The 20,076-nt window shown below is 35.3% G+C and carries 14 protein-coding genes; 5 read left to right on the plus strand and 9 right to left on the minus strand.

The window, feature by feature from the left end; all coding sequences use genetic code 11:
- Positions 1 to 14: 14 nt before the first annotated feature.
- The 6 genes from BZG01_RS12800 to BZG01_RS12825 form a co-directional block, all read right to left on the minus strand.
- The gene (locus BZG01_RS12800; protein WP_101310238.1) at positions 15 to 1,214 is read right to left on the minus strand and encodes a glycoside hydrolase family 88/105 protein; all 1,200 of its coding nucleotides are present in this window, start codon (positions 1,212 to 1,214) and stop codon (positions 15 to 17) included.
- Positions 1,215 to 1,764: 550 nt separating this feature from the next.
- Complete coding sequence (locus BZG01_RS12805) at positions 1,765 to 5,790, minus strand: hybrid sensor histidine kinase/response regulator transcription factor (RefSeq protein ID WP_143470909.1); 4,026 nt, start codon at positions 5,788 to 5,790, stop codon at positions 1,765 to 1,767.
- Between the two features lie 542 nt (positions 5,791 to 6,332).
- On the minus strand, positions 6,333 to 7,133 hold the full coding sequence (locus BZG01_RS12810) for a hypothetical protein (RefSeq protein WP_101310240.1): 801 nt from the start codon (positions 7,131 to 7,133) through the stop codon (positions 6,333 to 6,335).
- Position 7,134: 1 nt separating this feature from the next.
- The gene (locus BZG01_RS12815) at positions 7,135 to 7,854 is read right to left on the minus strand and encodes a L,D-transpeptidase (RefSeq protein WP_101310241.1); all 720 of its coding nucleotides are present in this window, start codon (positions 7,852 to 7,854) and stop codon (positions 7,135 to 7,137) included.
- Between the two features lie 9 nt (positions 7,855 to 7,863).
- Positions 7,864 to 8,982 (minus strand): L,D-transpeptidase family protein, encoded by a 1,119-nt coding sequence (locus BZG01_RS12820; RefSeq protein WP_101310242.1) that lies wholly within the window; start codon positions 8,980 to 8,982, stop codon positions 7,864 to 7,866.
- 76 nt (positions 8,983 to 9,058) lie between these two features.
- Positions 9,059 to 9,658: a hypothetical protein gene (locus tag BZG01_RS12825; protein ID WP_101310243.1), complete on the minus strand. Its 600-nt coding sequence runs from the start codon at positions 9,656 to 9,658 to the stop codon at positions 9,059 to 9,061.
- Positions 9,659 to 9,842: 184 nt separating this feature from the next.
- Between BZG01_RS12825 and BZG01_RS12830 the strand changes: the two genes are divergently transcribed.
- Both BZG01_RS12830 and BZG01_RS12835 read left to right on the plus strand, forming a co-directional pair.
- Entirely contained in the window at positions 9,843 to 10,412 is a 570-nt protein-coding gene (locus BZG01_RS12830) for an RNA polymerase sigma factor (protein WP_101310244.1), read from the plus strand.
- Between the two features lie 63 nt (positions 10,413 to 10,475).
- Positions 10,476 to 10,883 carry a hypothetical protein gene (locus BZG01_RS12835; protein ID WP_101310245.1) on the plus strand — a complete coding sequence of 136 codons (408 nt, stop codon included), beginning with the start codon at positions 10,476 to 10,478 and terminating at the stop codon, positions 10,881 to 10,883.
- Between the two features lie 68 nt (positions 10,884 to 10,951).
- On the opposite strand, the gene BZG01_RS12840 is transcribed toward BZG01_RS12835, so the two are convergent.
- On the minus strand, positions 10,952 to 13,174 hold the full coding sequence (locus tag BZG01_RS12840) for an APC family permease (protein ID WP_101310246.1): 2,223 nt from the start codon (positions 13,172 to 13,174) through the stop codon (positions 10,952 to 10,954).
- Positions 13,175 to 13,374: 200 nt separating this feature from the next.
- Between BZG01_RS12840 and BZG01_RS12845 the strand changes: the two genes are divergently transcribed.
- The 3 genes from BZG01_RS12845 (at position 13,375) to BZG01_RS12855 (ending at position 17,640) form a co-directional block, all read left to right on the plus strand.
- Positions 13,375 to 14,199: an oxidoreductase gene (locus BZG01_RS12845; RefSeq protein WP_101310247.1), complete on the plus strand. Its 825-nt coding sequence runs from the start codon at positions 13,375 to 13,377 to the stop codon at positions 14,197 to 14,199.
- 130 nt (positions 14,200 to 14,329) lie between these two features.
- Entirely contained in the window at positions 14,330 to 15,400 is a 1,071-nt protein-coding gene (locus BZG01_RS12850; RefSeq protein WP_101310248.1) for a lysylphosphatidylglycerol synthase transmembrane domain-containing protein, read from the plus strand.
- Between the two features lie 365 nt (positions 15,401 to 15,765).
- Positions 15,766 to 17,640: a DUF4114 domain-containing protein gene (locus tag BZG01_RS12855; protein WP_101310249.1), complete on the plus strand. Its 1,875-nt coding sequence runs from the start codon at positions 15,766 to 15,768 to the stop codon at positions 17,638 to 17,640.
- A gap of 51 nt (positions 17,641 to 17,691) precedes the next feature.
- Here the strand turns inward: BZG01_RS12855 and BZG01_RS12860 are convergent, their stop codons facing one another.
- Both BZG01_RS12860 and purD read right to left on the minus strand, forming a co-directional pair.
- Positions 17,692 to 18,669: a DUF6427 family protein gene (locus BZG01_RS12860; protein ID WP_101310250.1), complete on the minus strand. Its 978-nt coding sequence runs from the start codon at positions 18,667 to 18,669 to the stop codon at positions 17,692 to 17,694.
- A gap of 92 nt (positions 18,670 to 18,761) precedes the next feature.
- Positions 18,762 to 20,033, minus strand: coding sequence for a phosphoribosylamine--glycine ligase (gene purD, locus BZG01_RS12865; RefSeq protein WP_101310251.1), 1,272 nt, complete (start codon positions 20,031 to 20,033; stop codon positions 18,762 to 18,764).
- Positions 20,034 to 20,076: the final 43 nt, after the last annotated feature.

The following is a 20,076-nucleotide window of genomic DNA, read 5'->3' on the forward strand; positions in this document are numbered from 1 at the left end:
AATTTAGATTTTTATTAGTTATTCATTTCTATACTTGCCAGAATAAAAGGGCCAATTCCTTTAGGATCATTATCCCGGACAGGTTCTTTAATATAATAATCATAAGATCCATCCCGGTATGGAGTTCCACCCAAACCAGCTACCGAGCAAACACTCGTAATACTGATGGTTTCATCAACATTTTCTTTAATGAAATTTTTCAATATGCCATCGTATCCTTTTTCAGCAACCAAACGGTATCTTTTATCGATATAATTTAAGCGAGAAGCTTTTAATAACGAATACACAAACATACACGAGCAAGAGGATTCCAAATAGTTACCTTCCTTATTCCCTAAATCTAAGACCTGATACCAAAGCCCTGTTTTTGGATCCTGAACTTCTTCAATTCCTGCTGCCACCTGCTTTACAATCCCTATTAATTCTTCTCTTTTCGGATGATTTTCAGGAATAAAATCAAGAATATCAACCAATGCCATAGCATACCATCCCATAGCACGGCCCCAGAAATGAAGAGAACAACCATTCTCAGGATTAGCCCAAGCTTGCTCTTTACTTTCATCCCATCCATGGTAGTTCAATCCCACCTCAGAATTATATGTGTGTTTATGAACAACTACAAATTGATTAATAACATCGTCGAAAGCTTCAGGCTCATTAAATTCAGATCCAAATCGAGCATAAAAAGGCTCCCCCATATACAAACCATCCAACCACATTTGGTGTGTATATCTCTTCTTATGCCAAAATCCTCCTTCGGTAGTTCTTGGATGATCGTTCAATTGATCACGAAGTATGAAAATGGCTTTCTTATAACGATCATCGTGAGTATTCTGATAAAGATCAAACAAGAAGTTACCCGAATTCACATTATCAATATTAAAATCACTCCTTTTGTACCCTTTAATCTCGCCATTGGCATTAATAAATTGATCAGCATAAGATTTTGCATAATCGTAATATTTAATTTCGCCGGTTTGTTTCCACAATTCAACCATCGACTTCGTAACAAGACCGGCAGTATAGCCCCATTTTCCTTTGGGGTTAAAATCAACGGTTGAAGAGTTAGGGAAGTGAATCATTTCTGAATCTGCCATTCGAACAGCCATATGCAAACCTTTGCATTCCACGTCTGATTTAATTGTTCTTTTGCAAGAAATACACTGACTATATCCAATCCCAACAATAACTATAAGTAGGATTTTTCTATTCATTTTAAACACATTTATAACCTATTCTAATTAAAATAAACAAAATGAGGTTTCAACTATAGTAAATGCAATTCACAAGAACCATCAATTACCTGTTCCATGCATTATGAAAATATTCCTCAGGAATATTAAAACCTTCAATTTTACAATCAGCTAAATTATGGTAAAACAATGAACTGTTAGCCTTAATTATTCCCAAAGAAGATAGTCTGGATTCCCTTGGGGGTAAATATTTCCCAAAAAAGAGGGGCATTTTTCCCGAAAAAAATCACAAACGTACCCAATCACTAGAAATACAAGCGATTAACAAATAAATAAAAAAGGGAATTTTAAGAAAGGTGAAACGAAAAGGAGAAGAAATCAGCCCTAATATTTTTTACTTAAAACTAATTAAGTATAAAAAAGTACACATCGCAACAAGTCATCAACCTTTTTTCTTAGGGCTAATAAGGAATTGAACTAAAAGCAAATTACTAGAACAAGATCATATACTTCAACAAACTATTGATTTGCAATTATGATTGAAATAAAGTTTTTACAACTAATTTAAACTTCATTTTTTCTGTTTGTACTCTGTTGCATTCATACCATACATTTGCCGGAAACATTTTCGGAAGTGTGACAAATCTTTAAACCCAACAGCATAAGCAATTTCACTAATACTCATGCTTTCCTGCTCTAACAACTGCGAAGCTCTTTTTAAGCGAATACTGCGAATGAATTCTTTTACAGTCATATCTGTTAAAGCATCAAGCTTACGATAAAGCTGCATTCTACTCACACCTACTTCCCGGGAAAATCGTTCAATATCGAGATCCGTATCTGCAATATTGTTTTCCACGACCTCTACCGCTTTTTGCAAGAATTTTTCATCGGGTGAAGAAATAATAATATTTTTCGGCAGCAATACCATTTCGTTCGAAAATTTTTCTTTTAACGAATCCCGAATTAACAACATATTGTCAATCTTGGTCTGTAAAACAGCAAGATCGAAGGGTTTTGTAATATAATCGTCAGCACCACATAATAAACCTTTTATTTCGGATTCTTTTGAATGAAGAGCCGTCAAAAATAACACCGGAATATGTGATGTGCGTTCATCTTTTTTTACTCTTTTACAAAACTCGTAACCATCCACATCGGGCATTAATACATCACTAATAATAATATCAGGAATATTAATAAGCGCCAGTTTCCACCCTTCTTTACCATCATTCGCTTCCAAAACCTGATATTTTGAAGTGAAATGACTTTTAATTATCGCTCTAACATCAAGATTATCCTCAACAATCAGCATAATTTTTGAATGAAAAGAATTTTTCGTCCCGCCCTTTTCTTTAACAAACTTTGCATTTGGTTCGATTGATGGAATTGCTGTTTTATTTCCCGAAACAACTTCAGAGACTTCTTTTTCATAGGGAATCCGGATTGTAAATTTACTCCCTTTTCCGGGTTTACTCACAACAAAAATTTCACCTTTATGTAGCTTAACCAATTCTTTTACAAACGCTAAACCAATACCTGTACCTGTTTGCACATCTTCTTTATTGGCCTGAAAGAACCGATTAAATATTTTAGGAACATTTATCTCAGATATTCCTTGTCCAGTATCACGAACGACTATTTCTATAAATTCTCCGTCAGTATTCTCTTCGTTCGTATCAAAAACCAAGGAAAGATTGACAGTAATTTCCTCTTCTTTTTCTGTAAATTTAAATGCATTGGAAAGTAAATTATTCAATATCTTTTCAATTTTGTCAGCATCAAACCGAGTCACTAACCTCTCCTTCAAAGTATTGAATCTTAAATCTATTCCTTTCTCCGCAGCATAGCTTTCAAAAGATTGTACAACACCCGAAATAAACCTTACAATATCTCCCTCCGCAAGTTCCAATTTTAAATTGCCTGATTCTAATTTTCTAAAATCTAATAATTGACTTATCAAACGATCGAGCTTTGTTGTATTGCGATACATAACATCCAAATACGAATTTATTTCATGAGGAGGCATTTTTTGAGAAATCAATTTCTCCAAAGGAGTTAGTATTAGTGTTAAAGGGGTTCGTATTTCATGCGATATATTTGTAAAAAACTTTAATTTTAACGTATCAAGTTCATGAAGTTTTCGGGCTTTCATTCGCTCCAAAACCAATTCATTTTTCATTTTTCCCCGATAAATAAAAAATTGAATCAGAAAGTATATTACTGTTCCTAAAATAATTAACCCAATAAAACGAAACCACAATGTTTTCCAGAATGGAGGAAGTATCGTTATCAAAAATCTCAGTTCATTATTATTTTCAGGATTACCTAAAACAACTCTTTTAATATGCAGAACATAATCACCTGGATTTAAATTAGTATAAGTTGCTGTTCTGTCTGCGCTAGGTTCATTCCAACCTTTATCAAACCCCTCCAAATAATAACTATATAAATTGCTGGTACTTTTAACGTAGTTAAGAGCAGCAAATTCAAGAGTGAAAACATTCTGGTCGTAATTTAACACCAGATGATTGGTTTCCGAAATGCTTTTTTTCAGAACAGAGTTCTTACCTGAACCAATTCCAATTTTTTTATTAAAAATTCTTAATTCAGTAAGTACCAAAGGAACTTGATTCTCTTCACATTTTACTTCAGAAGGATCAAAAATAGTAAAGCCTGAAATACTGCAAAAAAGCAAATCACCTTTACTTGATTTATAAGCTGCTCCGTAAGTAAATTGATTATTCCCCAGACCATCGTGACTTGTAAAATTACAGAATGTATTACTTTCCACATTAAATTTTGACAAACCATTGGATGTACTTATCCATAAAAAATGCTTGCCGTCCTCTAAAATACGTAAGGCCTGATTATTGGCTAATCCATCAGCTTTATTATAATACTGAACAGGTCCTTTTACATCCGAATACTGAACAATCCCCTTGTCAAGTGTTGCAATCCAACATCTACCTTGAGTATCTTCTGTAAATGATCTGGAATGCTCTTTGAAACGTGTTATTTTTTTTGTCCTTTGATTGTGCACAATAATTTCATCAGAAGTACCCAACCAAATATTATTCTGTGAGTCCATATCAACCCAGGTAACAAGTTTCTGCCCAGCCAACTGCGGATAATGAATAAATTCTTTTGTTTTAGAATCGAACCGATCTATTCCTAATGAAGTACACACCCAAACATCTCCTTCTCTATCAAGAAGAAGATCCCATACTCTATTATCTGCCAAAGTGCGGGAATCAAAAGGATCATTTATATAGTGTTTAATTTTGTTTGTTTTAAGATTTAAAACATCTATTCCTCCCCCAAAGGTTCCAATCCAAAGATTTCCTTCCTGATCTTCCTGAAACGCTTTAATGCAATTTTTCGAAATAGAATTTGGATTAGCAGCATCTGCTTTTAAGTAGGTATATGATTTGGTTTCAGGATGATAAATATTTACACCTCCATCTTCTGTCCCAAGCCAGATATTATTCTCATCATCCACCCACAAGGCATAAACGAAACTACTGTTTAGGTATTTATTATCTGAGAGATGTGCTTTAAAATTATGAAAGACTTGTTTGTTTTTTGCCAATAGGTTTAAACCTCCACGTGTACCAATCCATGCTTCACCTTGTTTATCATGTATAATATCAAGCACCGAATTGTTGATTAAGCTGCTAGGTTCACGATCATCATTCCGGTAAAAATCTGACGTAGCTTTTGTTTTATTGTAAAGATATAAACCTCCACGCGTGCCAATCCAATAATTACCAAAAGCTCCAACTGAAATAGTACGCACTGTTTCTGTCCGTTCAAAAGATGGATTCAAAATCACCGGCTTTACCGACATAGAAACAGGATCGACGATAAAAGCCCCGTTGAAATAGGTGCCAATCCACATACTTCCATCCAAATCGAGGAAAATCTCCCAAATCTCATCTGTATCACCATTTTCAAATGGCAAATCAACATGATCCACTTTTTTACTTTCAGTATCAATAATAAAAACACCATTATTAGTCCCGGCCCATAAGCGCCCCAAATTATCAAACTGAAGAACACGAACAAATTCCCAATTAAATTCGTTGGTGGCATCATCATTTCCCAAGGATACAACACTGACTGTTCCCAAGGAATCGATCTTTAAAATATTAGTATTCGTTCCCAACCAGATATTTCCCGCATCATCTTCCTGAATATCATTTACTGAGACATCTTTTGATTTTAACAGTGGATTATTGTTATAGGGATGATGAAAAAGTTCTAATTCCCTATCGAATACATTTAATCCCCCGTTTTCTGTTCCAACCAGTAAATTTCCTTTCCGGTCTTCAAAAATTACCCGAACCAGTATTCCGCTTAGGCTCAAGCTATCTTCAGGCGAGTTCAGGTAATTAACAAAACGATACCCATCAAAACGACTCAGTCCCTGACTGGTACCAAACCACATCCACCCTTTTTGATCTTGATGAATACATTGAATTTGATTACTTGGAAATCCATCATCCTGAGAAAAACTATCGAAGCTCATTTCATTCTGAGCCGACACACTCAAAATAAACAGAGACAATATTATTTGTAGATATAAAAACTTCAATCCTATTTTTTTAATTCAACTTACTGTAGAAAATAGTTGTAAACCACGGATTTCCTTCAACTTAATTTCCGATTTAAAACCAAAGACAAATATCATATAAAAAACATCTTGGACAAAATGTATATAATGAATTATTGATAATATTGTTTTTACGCCCAAAATTCTAATCTTGCTTCCATTTTGAAAAGAATAAATTAATCCTATGCCACAAATACTTTAGTAACCAGAGCGATACATTATTTCACTTTCTCCATAACACCAAAACAACAAAGCTATAACGCACAACAATTAAGCATATTAGATGTTTACGTAAAAATTTTCAGCTTAAAAATACCGGTTAAGTTGTTTAACCTTAATTAACATCTTTTAGCATTTTCAATCCAGATAGTTTTCATAAGTTTGTACTATCCTTTCCGAGAGGATTAGGTTTTCATAGATTAAAATGGGTTAGATTAAAGTCCGGGGTGGTTCCCGGACTTTTTATTTTATATGAATTGCTCACAAATAAAAAACCGGCTATTCTACAACCGGCTCTTACTTAGCTACAATCTGATACCTACAAAAGGTTTTGCAGGCAATGCGCGGTATATGGCTTTGGCCTCCGATTCTGAGATCACCAATCGAATTACGGGATAATATTCAGGCACTTTAAACCTAATGGTCTCCTTTAAATTTTTAAGACTATTCATATCCTCCTTAAACCAAAACTTTCGTCCGATCCACCAATCCGATCGGGAATATTGATCGCTTCCTTCAATTTTCAGAACAATTTCCTTATCCAGCGTCAGCATCCAATGTACGACTTCTGGTTTTAATGATTCAATTTTTACATTTGAAGCCTGAGCTTCTGTTGTATCTTTGGGTGCTTTTTTCACTATAACTGGAGCCTTGCTAATTGTCGACAAATAGCTCTTCACCCGTGATTGCGTACCAAACAAATGCTGGTAGGTTGCCGGTTTTAACTGATAAAAAAATTGATCAACTTCAAAATCTGTAATTTTAGTTGATTTTATAACAACTCCTTTCAGTTCCAACTGAAGAATGCTGTCTTTCAGATTTACGGACAGACTGATTGAATCGGCTTTCGACATTTGGAAACGAGTTTCCAGAAATACTTTTTTCTTAAATAAATCTGCAAGCACCGAATCCATGTGCCTTTCGTTTATCGGCAACAATGCTGCATCAATTTGTTGATCAAACATTTTCATTTTTTGCCTTACAGCCATCACTGAAAAAACTCCGTATTGCAAAGCGATTCCAATAATTACAAGCAAAATACTATAAGTTATGTAATTCCTGAATAAATGAAAACTTCTGGAATTGTAATTTCTTTCCTTACTCATATTAGTAGATAAAAACCTTTGCCCCAATTGGCAAAGATTGATAAACAGTCTTTAAATCGTCATCGTTCATTCGAATACATCCATGAGTAACAGGCTGTCCTAAAAACCTTTTATAAAGTGTACCATGAATCAAATATCCCTTACCCAGACTAAGTGCATAGTCTCCCAACACACCATACTCAAAACGGGATGATGAATTGGAGCCAGGAATTGGTAAGCCTTCCTCAACAAAAGCCCAATCGGGTTTTCGCCAAACGGGTGACGTGATTTTCCCTTGAATGGAAAACACACCTTTGGGAGTTTGAAATATCCAGTTCTTATTATCTTCTGCCTCGAGTTTAATGTAACTGCCTGTAGAACACAAACCTTCCCGAATAAGAGCTTTATTTCTATAAAGAGAAAATGTATTATCAGAGGTATTTACAATTAAATAAGCACCTCCGGGAGTTAATCGATCCATCTTTTTTTGTACTTGCGCGATTCCTGCCTCCAATTCTTTCCCGAACTTACTGTTATTCTCATTCTCCTGAATTGCACTTATAGTCTTCTCAAATATGAAAGGTCTGTTTTCCAAATAAGGTACTCCAACTAAAATAAACAGAATAATAAACCAAAAAATAACCGGCATTAAGAGCCAAAAAATAAACTTGATCAGCTTACTTTTTTTGCCAGAATATGTAGTCTTCAATTCTCCTTGTAAATTGCTTTCATCATTTATCATGATTCTTCCTTAATTTTTTCCGCAAATCTCGCTTAAAGGCTCTAACGACCCAACAATAATTACTGATATTCCAGTATCTATAAGGCAAAACAGAACGTCCATATCTTTGTTGTTTAAGGCAATACAACCATCTGTCCAATCAATTCCTTTTCCCCCAAGACCATGAATTTCAATTAAATTCCCGATGTGAGTCCGAAAAGGCAGAGCACCCTTTTTCTTTTCAGAATCAAAGCGTTGTTTGTCTTCCTCGTTTGGATAATTAATTAAAAGTGCCTTATAGAATTTTGTGCGCGATCCTTCTTTTTTTTGAATGACCCGGTACATTCCTTCCGGAGTAGCTTTATCACCCTTTTGTCGTTTATCTCCCATCCAATTCACACCCAGCTCTGCCTTAAAGCTTCTAAGGATTTTTCCATTCTGATAAACAAACAACTGATGAGCCATCTTATCCACCAAAATAATTTTATGTCCGCTCTTTGATAAGCGTATTGCATCGGCTCCCATTTTTTCCCAATGTGGATAATCTGAGAACCATTCTTTCAAAATCTGTTCTGCCTTATCATTTGAAGAATTTAGCAAACCGTCAGCTTCTTTATAACTTACAAATGCTTCATTATACCGTTCACTATCGTAGGCAATTTTTGCCTCGCTAAGCTTCATCACACCTAAATTATGTGCTTTACTTACAGTCTTAGATAAAGGGATCTGCTTATAAATACGATTGTAAAGCAATATTTTTCCCTCCAGATCCTCAATACCGCGCTTAGCAATAACATTTGTATTTTTAATCTGCTGCAGAGAATTCTGTTCTGCATGAATTGCTTTTGCTATCGTTAAATTAACGAAGCTCAACACCTCCCTATAGTCTCTTCTTGGGAAAAATCGCTCGTTCTGAGCAGTCCATGAGCTCATGGCTGAATCGTATAACTGCTTTGCCTCTTCATACAAAGGTTTTGCGTACTCCTCGGCCCCTGCTTTCTGAGCTGAATTAATTGCCTCCCGGGCAAGTTTCAATTCAGTTTGAGGAGACTTCGGCTTCAACCAAATAAGCACTATGCCTAAAACAAACAATAAGCCAACTACCGCAATAACAATCCTAATAAAAGGCTTGTTCTTCCCTTTCCCCATACTCTAAGCGTTTATAAAAAATCCCTGAAGAAGACTCTTCAGGGAAATAGTATTTGATTATAAATTATACTTGATACTATTTTCTTTTATTTTTGGCATATTTTGCAATCACCTCGTTTAATTCGGTATTAATTTCCAATGCTTTTTCTTTTGCAGCTTTAACCTTATCCAAGGCAGCAATAAGTTGATCTTGAGACACAAGACCTGCAACGTCGATTAAAGAAGCTTCGATTAAGCTGATATCACCTTTGATTGCTTCCAATGCAGCAACACCTTCTTTTCCTTTTGGTGCTTGAGTTGTTAATTCCTTGTTTTGCATTACAATTGAATCAACTTCTGCCTGAAGGCTTTCAATCTCTAATTTCACCTCTTCTTTTCGAGCTTCAGCATTATCTTTAACTTCTACAGCCATTGCATTTACAACAACTAATTGAGCTTTCACCTGGTCGAAATTTTTAAAAAATTTGGCATTTTGAACTTCAACATTCTCGTTTACCGATCTCATTGAATCCTGAAGTGCTGCAAAATCTTCTGCAACGTAAACATTAGCTCCTACAGATTTAGCAACTTCGATTGCAGCATTTGCACCATCTATTTCTACTTGTGGTACTTTTCCACAGCTGCTAAATAATACAGTAGTACCTACTGCCAATACGAACAACAACTTTTTTTTCATCTTTAAATTAGTAAAATTTATTTTTCTTGTTTTTATTTCAATTTCAATGACTATTTTCGTTTGAGTAATTTAAATCACGATTGAAATTTCCATTTAGACGAAAGATTTTAACGAAGTAACGCTGAAGAATAAAAAAATATTAAAAAAAAACACCACAACCGAATCAAACCATCAACACTCTGATATGCAGAGAGAAAACTACAGCAAGACCAGCGACGAAGAACTTATTCGTATGATCATTCATGAGAACAAAACAAGCCTTTTTGAACTTCTGTATCATCGCTACTTCAATAAAGTAATGGACAAATGTTACAGTTTCATTAAAGACAAACAACAGGCTGAAGATTTCGCCAACGATATTTTGTCTAAAGCCTACGAAAAACTGTCTGGCTTTAAAGGAAATTCGTCCTTTTCATCGTGGCTGTACTCCATTACCTATAATTACTCTATTGACTACCTGAGGCTAAAGAAAAAACTACATTATCCAAACTGGAACAAACGGAATGAAATACCTGATATAATAGACGAATCTGAAACAGATCTGGAAGATTTCAATTACGAAAATCTGTTGGCAATTTTGGAGATGATTCACCCGGAAGAAAAAGCCTTGCTGTTAATGAAATATCAGGACAATCTTTCTGGAAAACTAATTGGCCAAACTCTGAGAATAACCGAAGATGCGGTGAAAATGAGACTTAAACGAGCAAGAACAAGAGTTATCTATCTTTATAAAAAAACATATCCTAAAGAATAGAAAATTGCGTTACTATTTTGGCAGTTCCCGTCAAAATGGGACGATTGAACTAACAGTAAAAAAATGGATTTCAAAAATTTATTTCGCAAAATATTTAATGATTCGCAGGAATCAGTGACCCCGCAGACCATAATTGACACCTTCAATAATCAATTCGATTCACCATTAAATACCGAATGGCATAAAACAGATCAATTTTACGAGGCTATTTTCTACAAAAACGAATTGGAACATATTGCCGTTTATCGTGCAAACGGAACGTATGTATGTCTGAAAATCAATCTTCAGCTGGAGTCGATTCCTGATGCTATTTATCAGGCAACTAAATCACACGGTGAGGTTATGAATGCAATTAAAATTAATTATGCGGACTTGCAAAATTTTGAAATTATTGTTCGTGACCAAAACCTTATCCGCTACTCTTTACTACTGGATGCTCAGGGAGAAATAGTGGATAAAAAAATTGTTTAGCCCCAAACAAATTAGTTTTTAATTCCTCTAATCAAGAATATTTTCCAATATCATTGTTTGTTTTCTTGCTACTCGATAAGCTTGCGACTATTTGCATTGATAAAAAGAATATTCCCAAGTTTGTCGTATCCCTTAAAAAGTTCCGCCTTCTCGTGCTTAAGCGATTCACCTCTAAATCCAATTATTGTTATGCCTGCGTCGGCCGACCGCTGATTAATAACTTCTTTCGATGATACATTTTCCTGCTCATGGATGATTTCAATATTAGAGGTTGTAATCGGTAGTCGGCCCGAAACTACCAAATCATCCAATTGCTTTCTGGTTTCATCGGCCTGTTCCTTTTTACAGATGTTGAATATCTTAATATCCGCCTTTTTCCAATCAGAATGACCTGCAATAATGAAACTGAGCAGAATCATTAAATTCGCATTATAAGTATCCGAAGATTTAATCCAGACATGGATATTGCTCTTGAAATTTAATGTCCGCGAAGAACTTCCCAAAATACAGAAATCAAAATTACCTGCACGCGCCAGCGAATAATTATCAATGATCAAATTCAAACGATCAGGGTTTCCCTTATCATACTCGAATATCACCATATTATTTTCCATTCCTGCAACACCAGGCAACTGAATTGCTTGTGCAATAGCCGAAGTATAGGATGGTGAGATGATGGTATCAACGTAAACGTGATTCTCTATTTTATCAAAACTTTTAATTAACCGATCCAATTCTTCTTTTGATTGCTGATAAGTAGCTTTTGAATAATATCCCTCAATTCTATGTAAATACGTTCCAAACCCATATTTGTAGGATATCCAGTTCAAAAGTTTAAAAGCGGTATCTCTCTCAAAAGATTCTTTCGAAATACAAATAGCACTTGGTCTCCATTCCCGGGCTTTTCCTTTTCCTGTTTTCTGCAAAAATACCTGCATGTTTCTGTTTAGCTGATAAAGAGCATTTAGAAAGATTGACTCTATTCCATTCCTGTTTTTATGATATCGGTTAATGAACAAATAAATTATCGACATGACCACTACGGCGGCAAAAGCATATAGAAAGCTAATCTTAAACATCACCCAAACCGAGGTTATAAAGCCAATAAGAGATAATACCCACTTTGATTTAAAGGAAGGACGATAACTTGGCGATGACCCAAAATGATTTAAAAAAGATATCAGACACAAAGATCCATAGGTTACCATAAAAAACATAGAAATAATTTGTGCTACCGCATTCACATCACCTAAAACAACAAACACCATTGCAATAATGCATGTAATTAATGACGCATTTATGGGTTCATTATCAGATTTCCGGCCTTTTGCCAACCATCTGTTTACCTTTTTGGAGGGAAAAGAACGATCGGCCGATAGTGCCTGAAGAGTTCGTGGAGCAACCATTACTGAACCCAGCGCTGATGAAATTGTTGAAGCCGCAAGTCCTAAAGGAATCACCAGACTTCCTCCAATAGCAATTTTTGCCATTATCAGCTGATTTTCCATCAAATCGGCACTACTAACCGAAAATGCCAGCTTGTAAACTACAAAAAAGTAAACAATCATTCCCAATAACGTTGCAGTGCTGGTACCTAAAGGAATTGATTTAGATGGATTTTTAAGATCTCCCGACAGACCAACACCAGCAGTCATTCCTGTAAAGGCAGGAAATATAATTGCAAATACAATAAAAAACTGATCTGCATTTCTAAATTCTGCATTCATTAAACCAAAGTCTGAAACGGATGCATGATCGGTTGAACCGAGGAAAAACAGTACAAGTGAAACCATTAAAACAGCAACTACAAAATACAAAGCCTTTACCCCCAGATTGGCTCCTTTTTTCAGAATCAATATCGATAAAAAGAGCATTGCAGGAACACTAACTATCTGACGCGGAAACTCATACCCATAGGTACTGAAAGCCAAATTAAATAATGGTTCGAAGGCCTCAGTAAAAGCAATTACGTAAAATGCAACACTTATTGCCTGAGAAAAAAACAAGGCAATACCAATAGTCGCACCAATATTTAAACCAAACGAACGTGAAATAATAAAATACTCTCCACCACCTTCAACACGCTTATTTGTCGCCAGTTCAGAAATAGCCATAGCCGTTGGTATCGTAACCAAATGCCCTAAAAGAATAATTAAAACTACTCCCCAAAAACCCAAACTCCCAACCGCAAAACCAAAGCGGAGAAATAAAATTGCACCTAAAATGGTAGAAATTGCAGTAAAAAAGACAGGTGCTGTCCCAAATTTTTTATCAGAAGTAGTTGTGGGCATAGATTCGGTTGTAAAAGTTTGTGTACTAAAAATAGCAAAAAACTACCACTATAAATGTGTATAGTAAGCTGATAAAAGAAATAAAGTTAAGATCTTAGGAGGTATCGCACCTATCCCATTGAAATAAACTCAGATTCTATGTATCTTCTGATATTTATAATGATGCATTATAAACATTAACAGGCATACGATTCATTTTCATGAAAGAAAAAATTGTTTTAATCACTGGAGCTTCTTCGGGAATAGGTAAAGCTTCCGCCTTACTTTTTCTTAAAAAAGGATACACCGTATATGCAACAGCTCCTTCAACCATTGCTATGATAGATTTGGAGGAAAAAGGGGCACGAATTTTACAGATGGACGTCACTAACTCTGAAAATTGCAGGCAAGTTGTAAATCGCATCTATAAAGAATCCAAACGCATTGATATTTTAGTGAATAATGCAGGATTTGGTCTTTATGGTGCAATTGAAGATGTTTCGCCGGAGGATGCCCGCCAACAATTCGAGGTTAATCTTTTCGGTTTGGTACAATTAACTCAGATGGTTCTGCCCATAATGAGAGCAAATTGTGAAGGGAAAATTATTAACATTAGCTCCATTCTTGGCAGAATGACACTCCCAATGGGCGGATGGTATCATGCTTCAAAATATGCATTGGAAGGAATTTCTGATTGCCTGCGCCAAGAAGTAAAATCATTTGGAATAAAAGTAATCCTAATTAATCCCGGTGTTATTGAATCAGATTGGGCAAATATCGCCTTATCTAAGGCGAAAGAAAATTCAAAGAATTCAGTTTATGGCACAATGACTATCCAACTTGAAAATCTTCTTATAAAATCGAGAAAAATTCAAGTAAAAGCAGAAAAAGCTGCAGAAGTAATTGTGAAAGCAAGCCTCTCAAACAATCCAAAAGTAAGATATATTGTACCAACACATGCAAAACTAATTTGGTTCCTCAGGAAACTAATCAGTGAAAAGAGTTTTGATTATTTTAAGGAAAAACTATTTAAATTTCATTCATAAAATGGAATATAAATGATCCTAATTTAAAATTTCTTCATTTCAATTTTAGAGTATTTTAACAAAATCTTAATTAAAATTTGATCAAAAAAACTCTTTAAATCCGTAAGTTTAACATCTTTAAGTGCTAAAAATGAACAAAAACCAACCTGACAGTCAAAAAAAATTACTGAACGGGGTTCGCCCTGGAAGAATTGTATATCCAATTCTGATTGGCGTTGCTGTTGTTGTTTACATGTTGATGAATGAGGTTGACGGCGAAACTCTTTCCTTAATTGAATTTTCGTGGTATTCGTTTTTTTGGCTTTGTGTTGCATTAATCATGATGATTGTCCGCGATTTAGGTTACATGGCTCGTTTGCGGATCCTTACCGACAATACATTTTCATGGATCAAAGCTTTTCGTATTATTATGCTGTGGGAATTTACATCGGCAATAACTCCTTCTGCAATAGGAGGAACATCCGTTGCAATTCTATATCTTAATAAAGAAGGCTTAAAAGTCGGAAAAAGTTCGGCAGTAGTAATGTCCACTTCTTTTCTCGACGAACTGTATTTTATTCTCATGTTCCCAATCCTTATCTTGTTTCTGGATATCAACCAATTATTCATGATGGATATTCAGGAACATTCTGTTTGGCTGGATTCTCTTTTATATTTTGCTTTAGTTGGTTACCTTGTAAAAACGGGTTATTTTATTGTTTTAACTTATGGATTATTTTGGAACCCAAGAGGATTAAAGTGGTTGCTGCTTTGGATATTCAAACTTCCGGTTCTTAGAAAATGGAAACAAGGAGCAAATCAGGCTGGCACCGACATAATTGAAAGTTCCAAAGAACTGCGAAGAAAACCGTTCTGGTTTTGGTTTAAAGCATTCATGGCAACTTTTTTTTCCTGGACAGCCAGATATTGGGTCGTAAATGTGATTCTTCTTGCATTCATGTTTCAAGGATACAGCTTTACAGAGCATATCATGATATTTGCAAGGCAATTAGTCATGTGGATCATGATGCTTGTCAGTCCGACTCCTGGCGGAAGTGGATTTTCGGAATGGGTATTCACAAAATATCTAGGTGAATTTCTTCCATCGGTAGGAGTTGCGGCAGCCATGGCATTAATTTGGCGGCTAATTTCATACTATCCCTATCTCCTAATTGGAGTCTTTATTCTTCCTAAATGGATCAAAAAACATTTTAAAAAATAAATACCACACAGATTTCAACATGTTTTTGCATTCGAAATAACTTCGGAGAATATCAAATCAAACAGATAACAATAAACCGCAAATTATCGTATAACCCGTATTAATTAACGCGAAAAACAAGAATTACCCAACATTTCAAAGGGATTCAGACAGTATTCATCTACTGATCGAACATAGATAGAATCGTGATTATCAATTGATAGAACATCATCCTGAACAAGTTTTTATAATTATTCACCAATGAAAAGAAGCAGTTCATCAAATCTTTAGGTCGCTTAACAATAATTAAACTTATCATTTAAAACAAACAACGTAACTTGCAACAGTAAACTAAATTTGCAATTCAGTAAAAATAAAAAATACTTATGAGAAAATATCTACTAGTAATGATTGGGCTTTTCATAATTGTTTCTTCTTGCTCGGACAATAATGATGACAATCAGCAAACCGATCAAAAGAAAACAATTCAAGAAGGCATTTCTATCAACAATAACCCTGCGGATCTTTCCAGTAGGGTTAAAACAATGAATGATTTAGTTATTATCAACAATCTTCCAGCTGGAACTACAAAAGAAGGAACAACGGAAATTGAAATTGATTTGACTAAAAATTATGCTTTTAAACTAAAAGCTGAAGTTGAAGCACCTAAAGTAAAAGGTGAAGCAGTTCAGGCTACTCACGTCAAAATTATCGACAACATGGCATTTGTTTCCTACAATACAAAGGGAAGTAAATATAGTGGTGGTGTTGAATTATTTGACATTTCAGATCAAGACAATCCAGTATTACAAGCTCAGGCGTTATTTCCTGATGTTGACGTTAGTGCCGTTGACTATTATGACGGAGTAATTTATCTGGCAGGTGCAGTAGATCCGGAAAGTGCTGGTTATGTTCTTGCATCTCCTGCTGTTTTAATTAGTTTGGAGTTAAGTAATTCTAAAAAAATCATGTCTGTTTCAGGACTGGTTGATCTTCCTTCTTATGTTGCTACAGATGTTGAAATTGATGAAAATTACATTTATGCCACTAGTGGATCTGATGGAAAATTAAGCATTCTTAAACGCAGCGACTACTCTTTAGTAACTGGAATTGATATTAATGATGCCAGATCGTTAAGTAGTAATGCTGAAAATATTTATGTGTTGAATGCAACCAATGAAAAAATACAGTCTTTCAAAAAAGCTGATTTTACAGAATTAGAGGCAATTGAGGTTCAAGGACCAATAACAGACGAGTCAAAAACTGAAATTGATGTTACCGACAACTATATTCTTGCTGCATTAAACGTATCAGGATTAGATATTCGTAATTTGGACGGAAGTCTAAAAGAACGTTTCAATCGCCCTGAAACTCCTGAAGGTGGTCTTGAGGAGGATTACGTAACCAATTCGGTATGCTTAAATGAAGAACTATTGCTGATTGGTAACGGTGGTGCTGGTGTATACGTTGGTGCAATGATTCCTGAAAATGATAATAATGTTACTCTGTTGGGAAGTATGGATTTTGGTTCATCGGTAAATTTTGTTGAATCGAGAGGAAACTACATTTTTGTTGCTGCCGGAACCGGCGGACTTAAAATTATTACCATCGAAATGGACGAAGGGGTTCCGGATGATATCATTCAAACAAAACCTTGCGAAACACTTGTTGAAAATATTAAAGCAATGTTCCTTGAAAATAAGGATAACCGCGCAGCGAATTCTGAATTATTCTCAGATGAAAACAACTTGATTCTAAAATTAACCGAAGAATCTCCTGTTTATTTAACTTTCGTTGATGAAGGCGCTGGATGGAAAAATTCATTGGCATACTACACCTATAATAGTGAAAATCCACCTGCAAGTGCTGACGAAATAGAGCTTCATATGCTTTTCCCTAATGTTTCAAAAGAAGGTGAAGGAGGAGGATTAAAAACTGGTGATCGTGTTCAGTTAGGTGATGCTCCTTTTGCACAAAACACAGTAATTGGATTTTGTCTAATCGCCCAAGGTTGGAAAAACGGTGCTACCGTTGATGGTGTTTATCGTCATTATACCAACATTGAATGGAACAAAGACGCAACACAACAACATGTATTGTTCAAAGAGAAAAACTGTAAAGATATTGTATTGTGTTTCGAAGATATTCAACTACCTGGTGGAGACAAAGATTTTAACGACATTATTTTCACAGTTAATGATAACAAGGAAGATGCTAATATAGCAACAGCCTTCGACATGACTAATATTGTAGAAAAATAAAATCGAACTTAATTATATGGAGTGCCATTTCTTAGGAGATGGCACTTTTTTTTATCCAATAAAGTGGATGAGAATACTTGAGATCACAAGAATATAAAACAAAAACTCTCCAATCCAAGAGTGTTTTTGAAATACAAAATAATGGCTTGCAATGTAGGTTACCGGAATAATACTGATAAAGTACTGTTCAACACCAGCCCCTTTAAAAAATACAAAGCTAAAAGCCGAAACAAGAAAGAAACTCAACAAAATAATAAAATATTTACGCGAACTAATTTTTTTCTCCTCATAAACATTCAGCATGTACAAAGAAGAGAGAATAACCAAAAAGCCAAGTATTCCCCAGTATGAATATTGGAAAACTGATACAACCCCTAAACTATTTTTAGATGAAAAGAGATTCCTAATTGTATTTAAGAGTTCAGCCAAATTATCGTTCCAGATGTACCAAACAACAACTAAAAAAACAGGGACTATAAAGCCTGTTAATCCTGCCAGAATTTCTTTACCGCGCAAATATCCTAAAACTGCAAGAGCCATCCAAAACCAAAAGATATATACTCCTGCATACAAATAGAACAAACTTGCCAAACCTACTAAAAATCCGGCATCAAAAGAGTTCGAAAGGGTTGCTGTTCCCTGATAAATTTTAAATACCCGATCTACAGACAGAAATAATAAAAATGCGGCAAATAGTGAAGGATGCATGCCTCCTAATGAGACAGTTCCCGTGGCAATAAGAGCAAATACGAATGCAGGTAAATCTGTTCGTTGCCGAATAAAAATATACTGCTCATTTAAACGCACCATTCCGTAAGCGATCAATATTAAAATCAGGCAGGCAATTAAACTTAGAACGAAATTATTACCTCCCGTAAGAAATAACAACAATTCATACAATGGCATTTGGTTTTGTCCAGCCGTTAAGGATTCCGAATGCAGTAACGTACCCATCCAAAGCAATACGATAACAACCGGCATTAGTATCAGTAAAATGGAATGGCGTCCTTTAATTGTCTTTAAGAGCATGAATTTAAGCTTTTAGCGAACCAGAAGTGCAAAATAACAACTACCACTCAATTTTCAAATAAAAAAAAAGAGCAGTAGTTTTTATAAATCAATTACTTTAAATCGAAACCAATATCTTTTCTGTAATATTTCCCTTCAAAATTAATCAGTTCAGCATTTCTAAAGGATTTATCCAAGGCCGACTGCATCGTATCACCGTATGAGCTTACCGAAATAACACGCCCCCCGTTAGTTACAACATCATTACCCGAAAAAGTTGTTCCCGCATGAAATACAATACTTCCTTCTACCTCATCTAATTTAGTAATGGTTTTGCCTTTTTCATACGCTTCCGGGTAACCTCCCGCAACTAACATTACAGTAGTTACCGTTCTGTCATCCATCTCAAAAGGAGCTTTATCCAATTCCTGCTTCGAAACGGCTTCCATCAATTCCAGTAAATCTGATTTGATTCTTGGAATGATTACCTCCGTTTCCGGATCGCCCATTCGAACATTGTATTCAATAACATAAGGATCGCCTCCAATGTTCATCAATCCAATGAAAATAAAACCTTTGTAAGGAATATTATCTTTCTGAAGACCTTCAATTGTTGGAACAATCACGCGATCTTCTACTTTTTGCATGAAATCCGCAGTTGCAAAAGGAACCGGAGAAATTGCACCCATACCACCTGTATTTAAACCGGTATCTCCTACTCCAATTCGCTTATAATCTTTTGCCTCGGCAAGTGTTTTATAATTTTTGCCATCGGTTAATACAAAAACTGACAACTCAATACCTGCCAAAAACTCTTCAATAACAACAGTACTGCTTGCGTCACCAAACATTCCACCGATCATCTCTTTTAGAGATTGTTTTGCCTCCTCTAAGTCAGAAATAATTAAAACACCTTTTCCTGCAGCAAGACCGTCTGCTTTTAAAACGTATGGAGCTTTTAAGCTTTCCAGAAAAGTTAATCCTTCTTCTAAATTTTCAGAGGTGATACTTTTATATTTTGCGGTAGGAATATTATGCCGGAACATAAATTCCTTTGAAAAATCTTTGCTTCCTTCTAATTGAGCACCTAATTTTTCAGGACCAATGACTGGAATGCTCTTGATAGCCTCATCGGCAAGAAAGAAATCGTGAATTCCATTTACCAACGGATCTTCCGGACCAACAACAACCATGTTAATTCCTTTTTCAAGAACAAAATCTTTTATTTTTGCAAAATCGTTAGGATTAATATCTATGTTTTCTGCAATTGCAGCAGTTCCGGCATTTCCCGGAGCAACATACAATTTTTCCAATTTTTCACTTTGAACAAATTTCCATGCAAATGCATGTTCACGGCCTCCGGAACCCAAAAGAAGTACTTTCATCTAATAGTATTAATTAGCAACCACTCCCTATTTGCTGTCTGCA

This window comes from Labilibaculum manganireducens (genome assembly GCF_002843385.1).
In the GTDB taxonomy this organism is placed as follows: domain Bacteria; phylum Bacteroidota; class Bacteroidia; order Bacteroidales; family Marinifilaceae; genus Labilibaculum; species Labilibaculum manganireducens.

Bases quoted from the DNA above. Each gene is read 5' to 3' on its own strand.
- BZG01_RS12800 (WP_101310238.1), bottom strand. From the start codon at position 1,214: ATGAATAGAAAAATCCTACTTATAGTTATTGTTGGGATTGGATATAGT.
- BZG01_RS12810 (WP_101310240.1), bottom strand. From the start codon at position 7,133: ATGAGTAAGGAAAGAAATTACAATTCCAGAAGTTTTCATTTATTCAGG.
- BZG01_RS12815 (WP_101310241.1), bottom strand. From the start codon at position 7,854: ATGATAAATGATGAAAGCAATTTACAAGGAGAATTGAAGACTACATAT.
- BZG01_RS12820 (WP_101310242.1), bottom strand. From the start codon at position 8,982: ATGGGGAAAGGGAAGAACAAGCCTTTTATTAGGATTGTTATTGCGGTA.
- BZG01_RS12825 (WP_101310243.1), bottom strand. From the start codon at position 9,658: ATGAAAAAAAAGTTGTTGTTCGTATTGGCAGTAGGTACTACTGTATTA.
- BZG01_RS12830 (WP_101310244.1), top strand. From the start codon at position 9,843: ATGCAGAGAGAAAACTACAGCAAGACCAGCGACGAAGAACTTATTCGT.
- BZG01_RS12835 (WP_101310245.1), top strand. From the start codon at position 10,476: ATGGATTTCAAAAATTTATTTCGCAAAATATTTAATGATTCGCAGGAA.
- BZG01_RS12840 (WP_101310246.1), bottom strand. From the start codon at position 13,174: ATGCCCACAACTACTTCTGATAAAAAATTTGGGACAGCACCTGTCTTT.
- BZG01_RS12845 (WP_101310247.1), top strand. From the start codon at position 13,375: ATGAAAGAAAAAATTGTTTTAATCACTGGAGCTTCTTCGGGAATAGGT.
- BZG01_RS12850 (WP_101310248.1), top strand. From the start codon at position 14,330: ATGAACAAAAACCAACCTGACAGTCAAAAAAAATTACTGAACGGGGTT.
- BZG01_RS12855 (WP_101310249.1), top strand. From the start codon at position 15,766: ATGAGAAAATATCTACTAGTAATGATTGGGCTTTTCATAATTGTTTCT.
- BZG01_RS12860 (WP_101310250.1), bottom strand. From the start codon at position 18,669: ATGCTCTTAAAGACAATTAAAGGACGCCATTCCATTTTACTGATACTA.
- purD (WP_101310251.1), bottom strand. From the start codon at position 20,033: ATGAAAGTACTTCTTTTGGGTTCCGGAGGCCGTGAACATGCATTTGCA.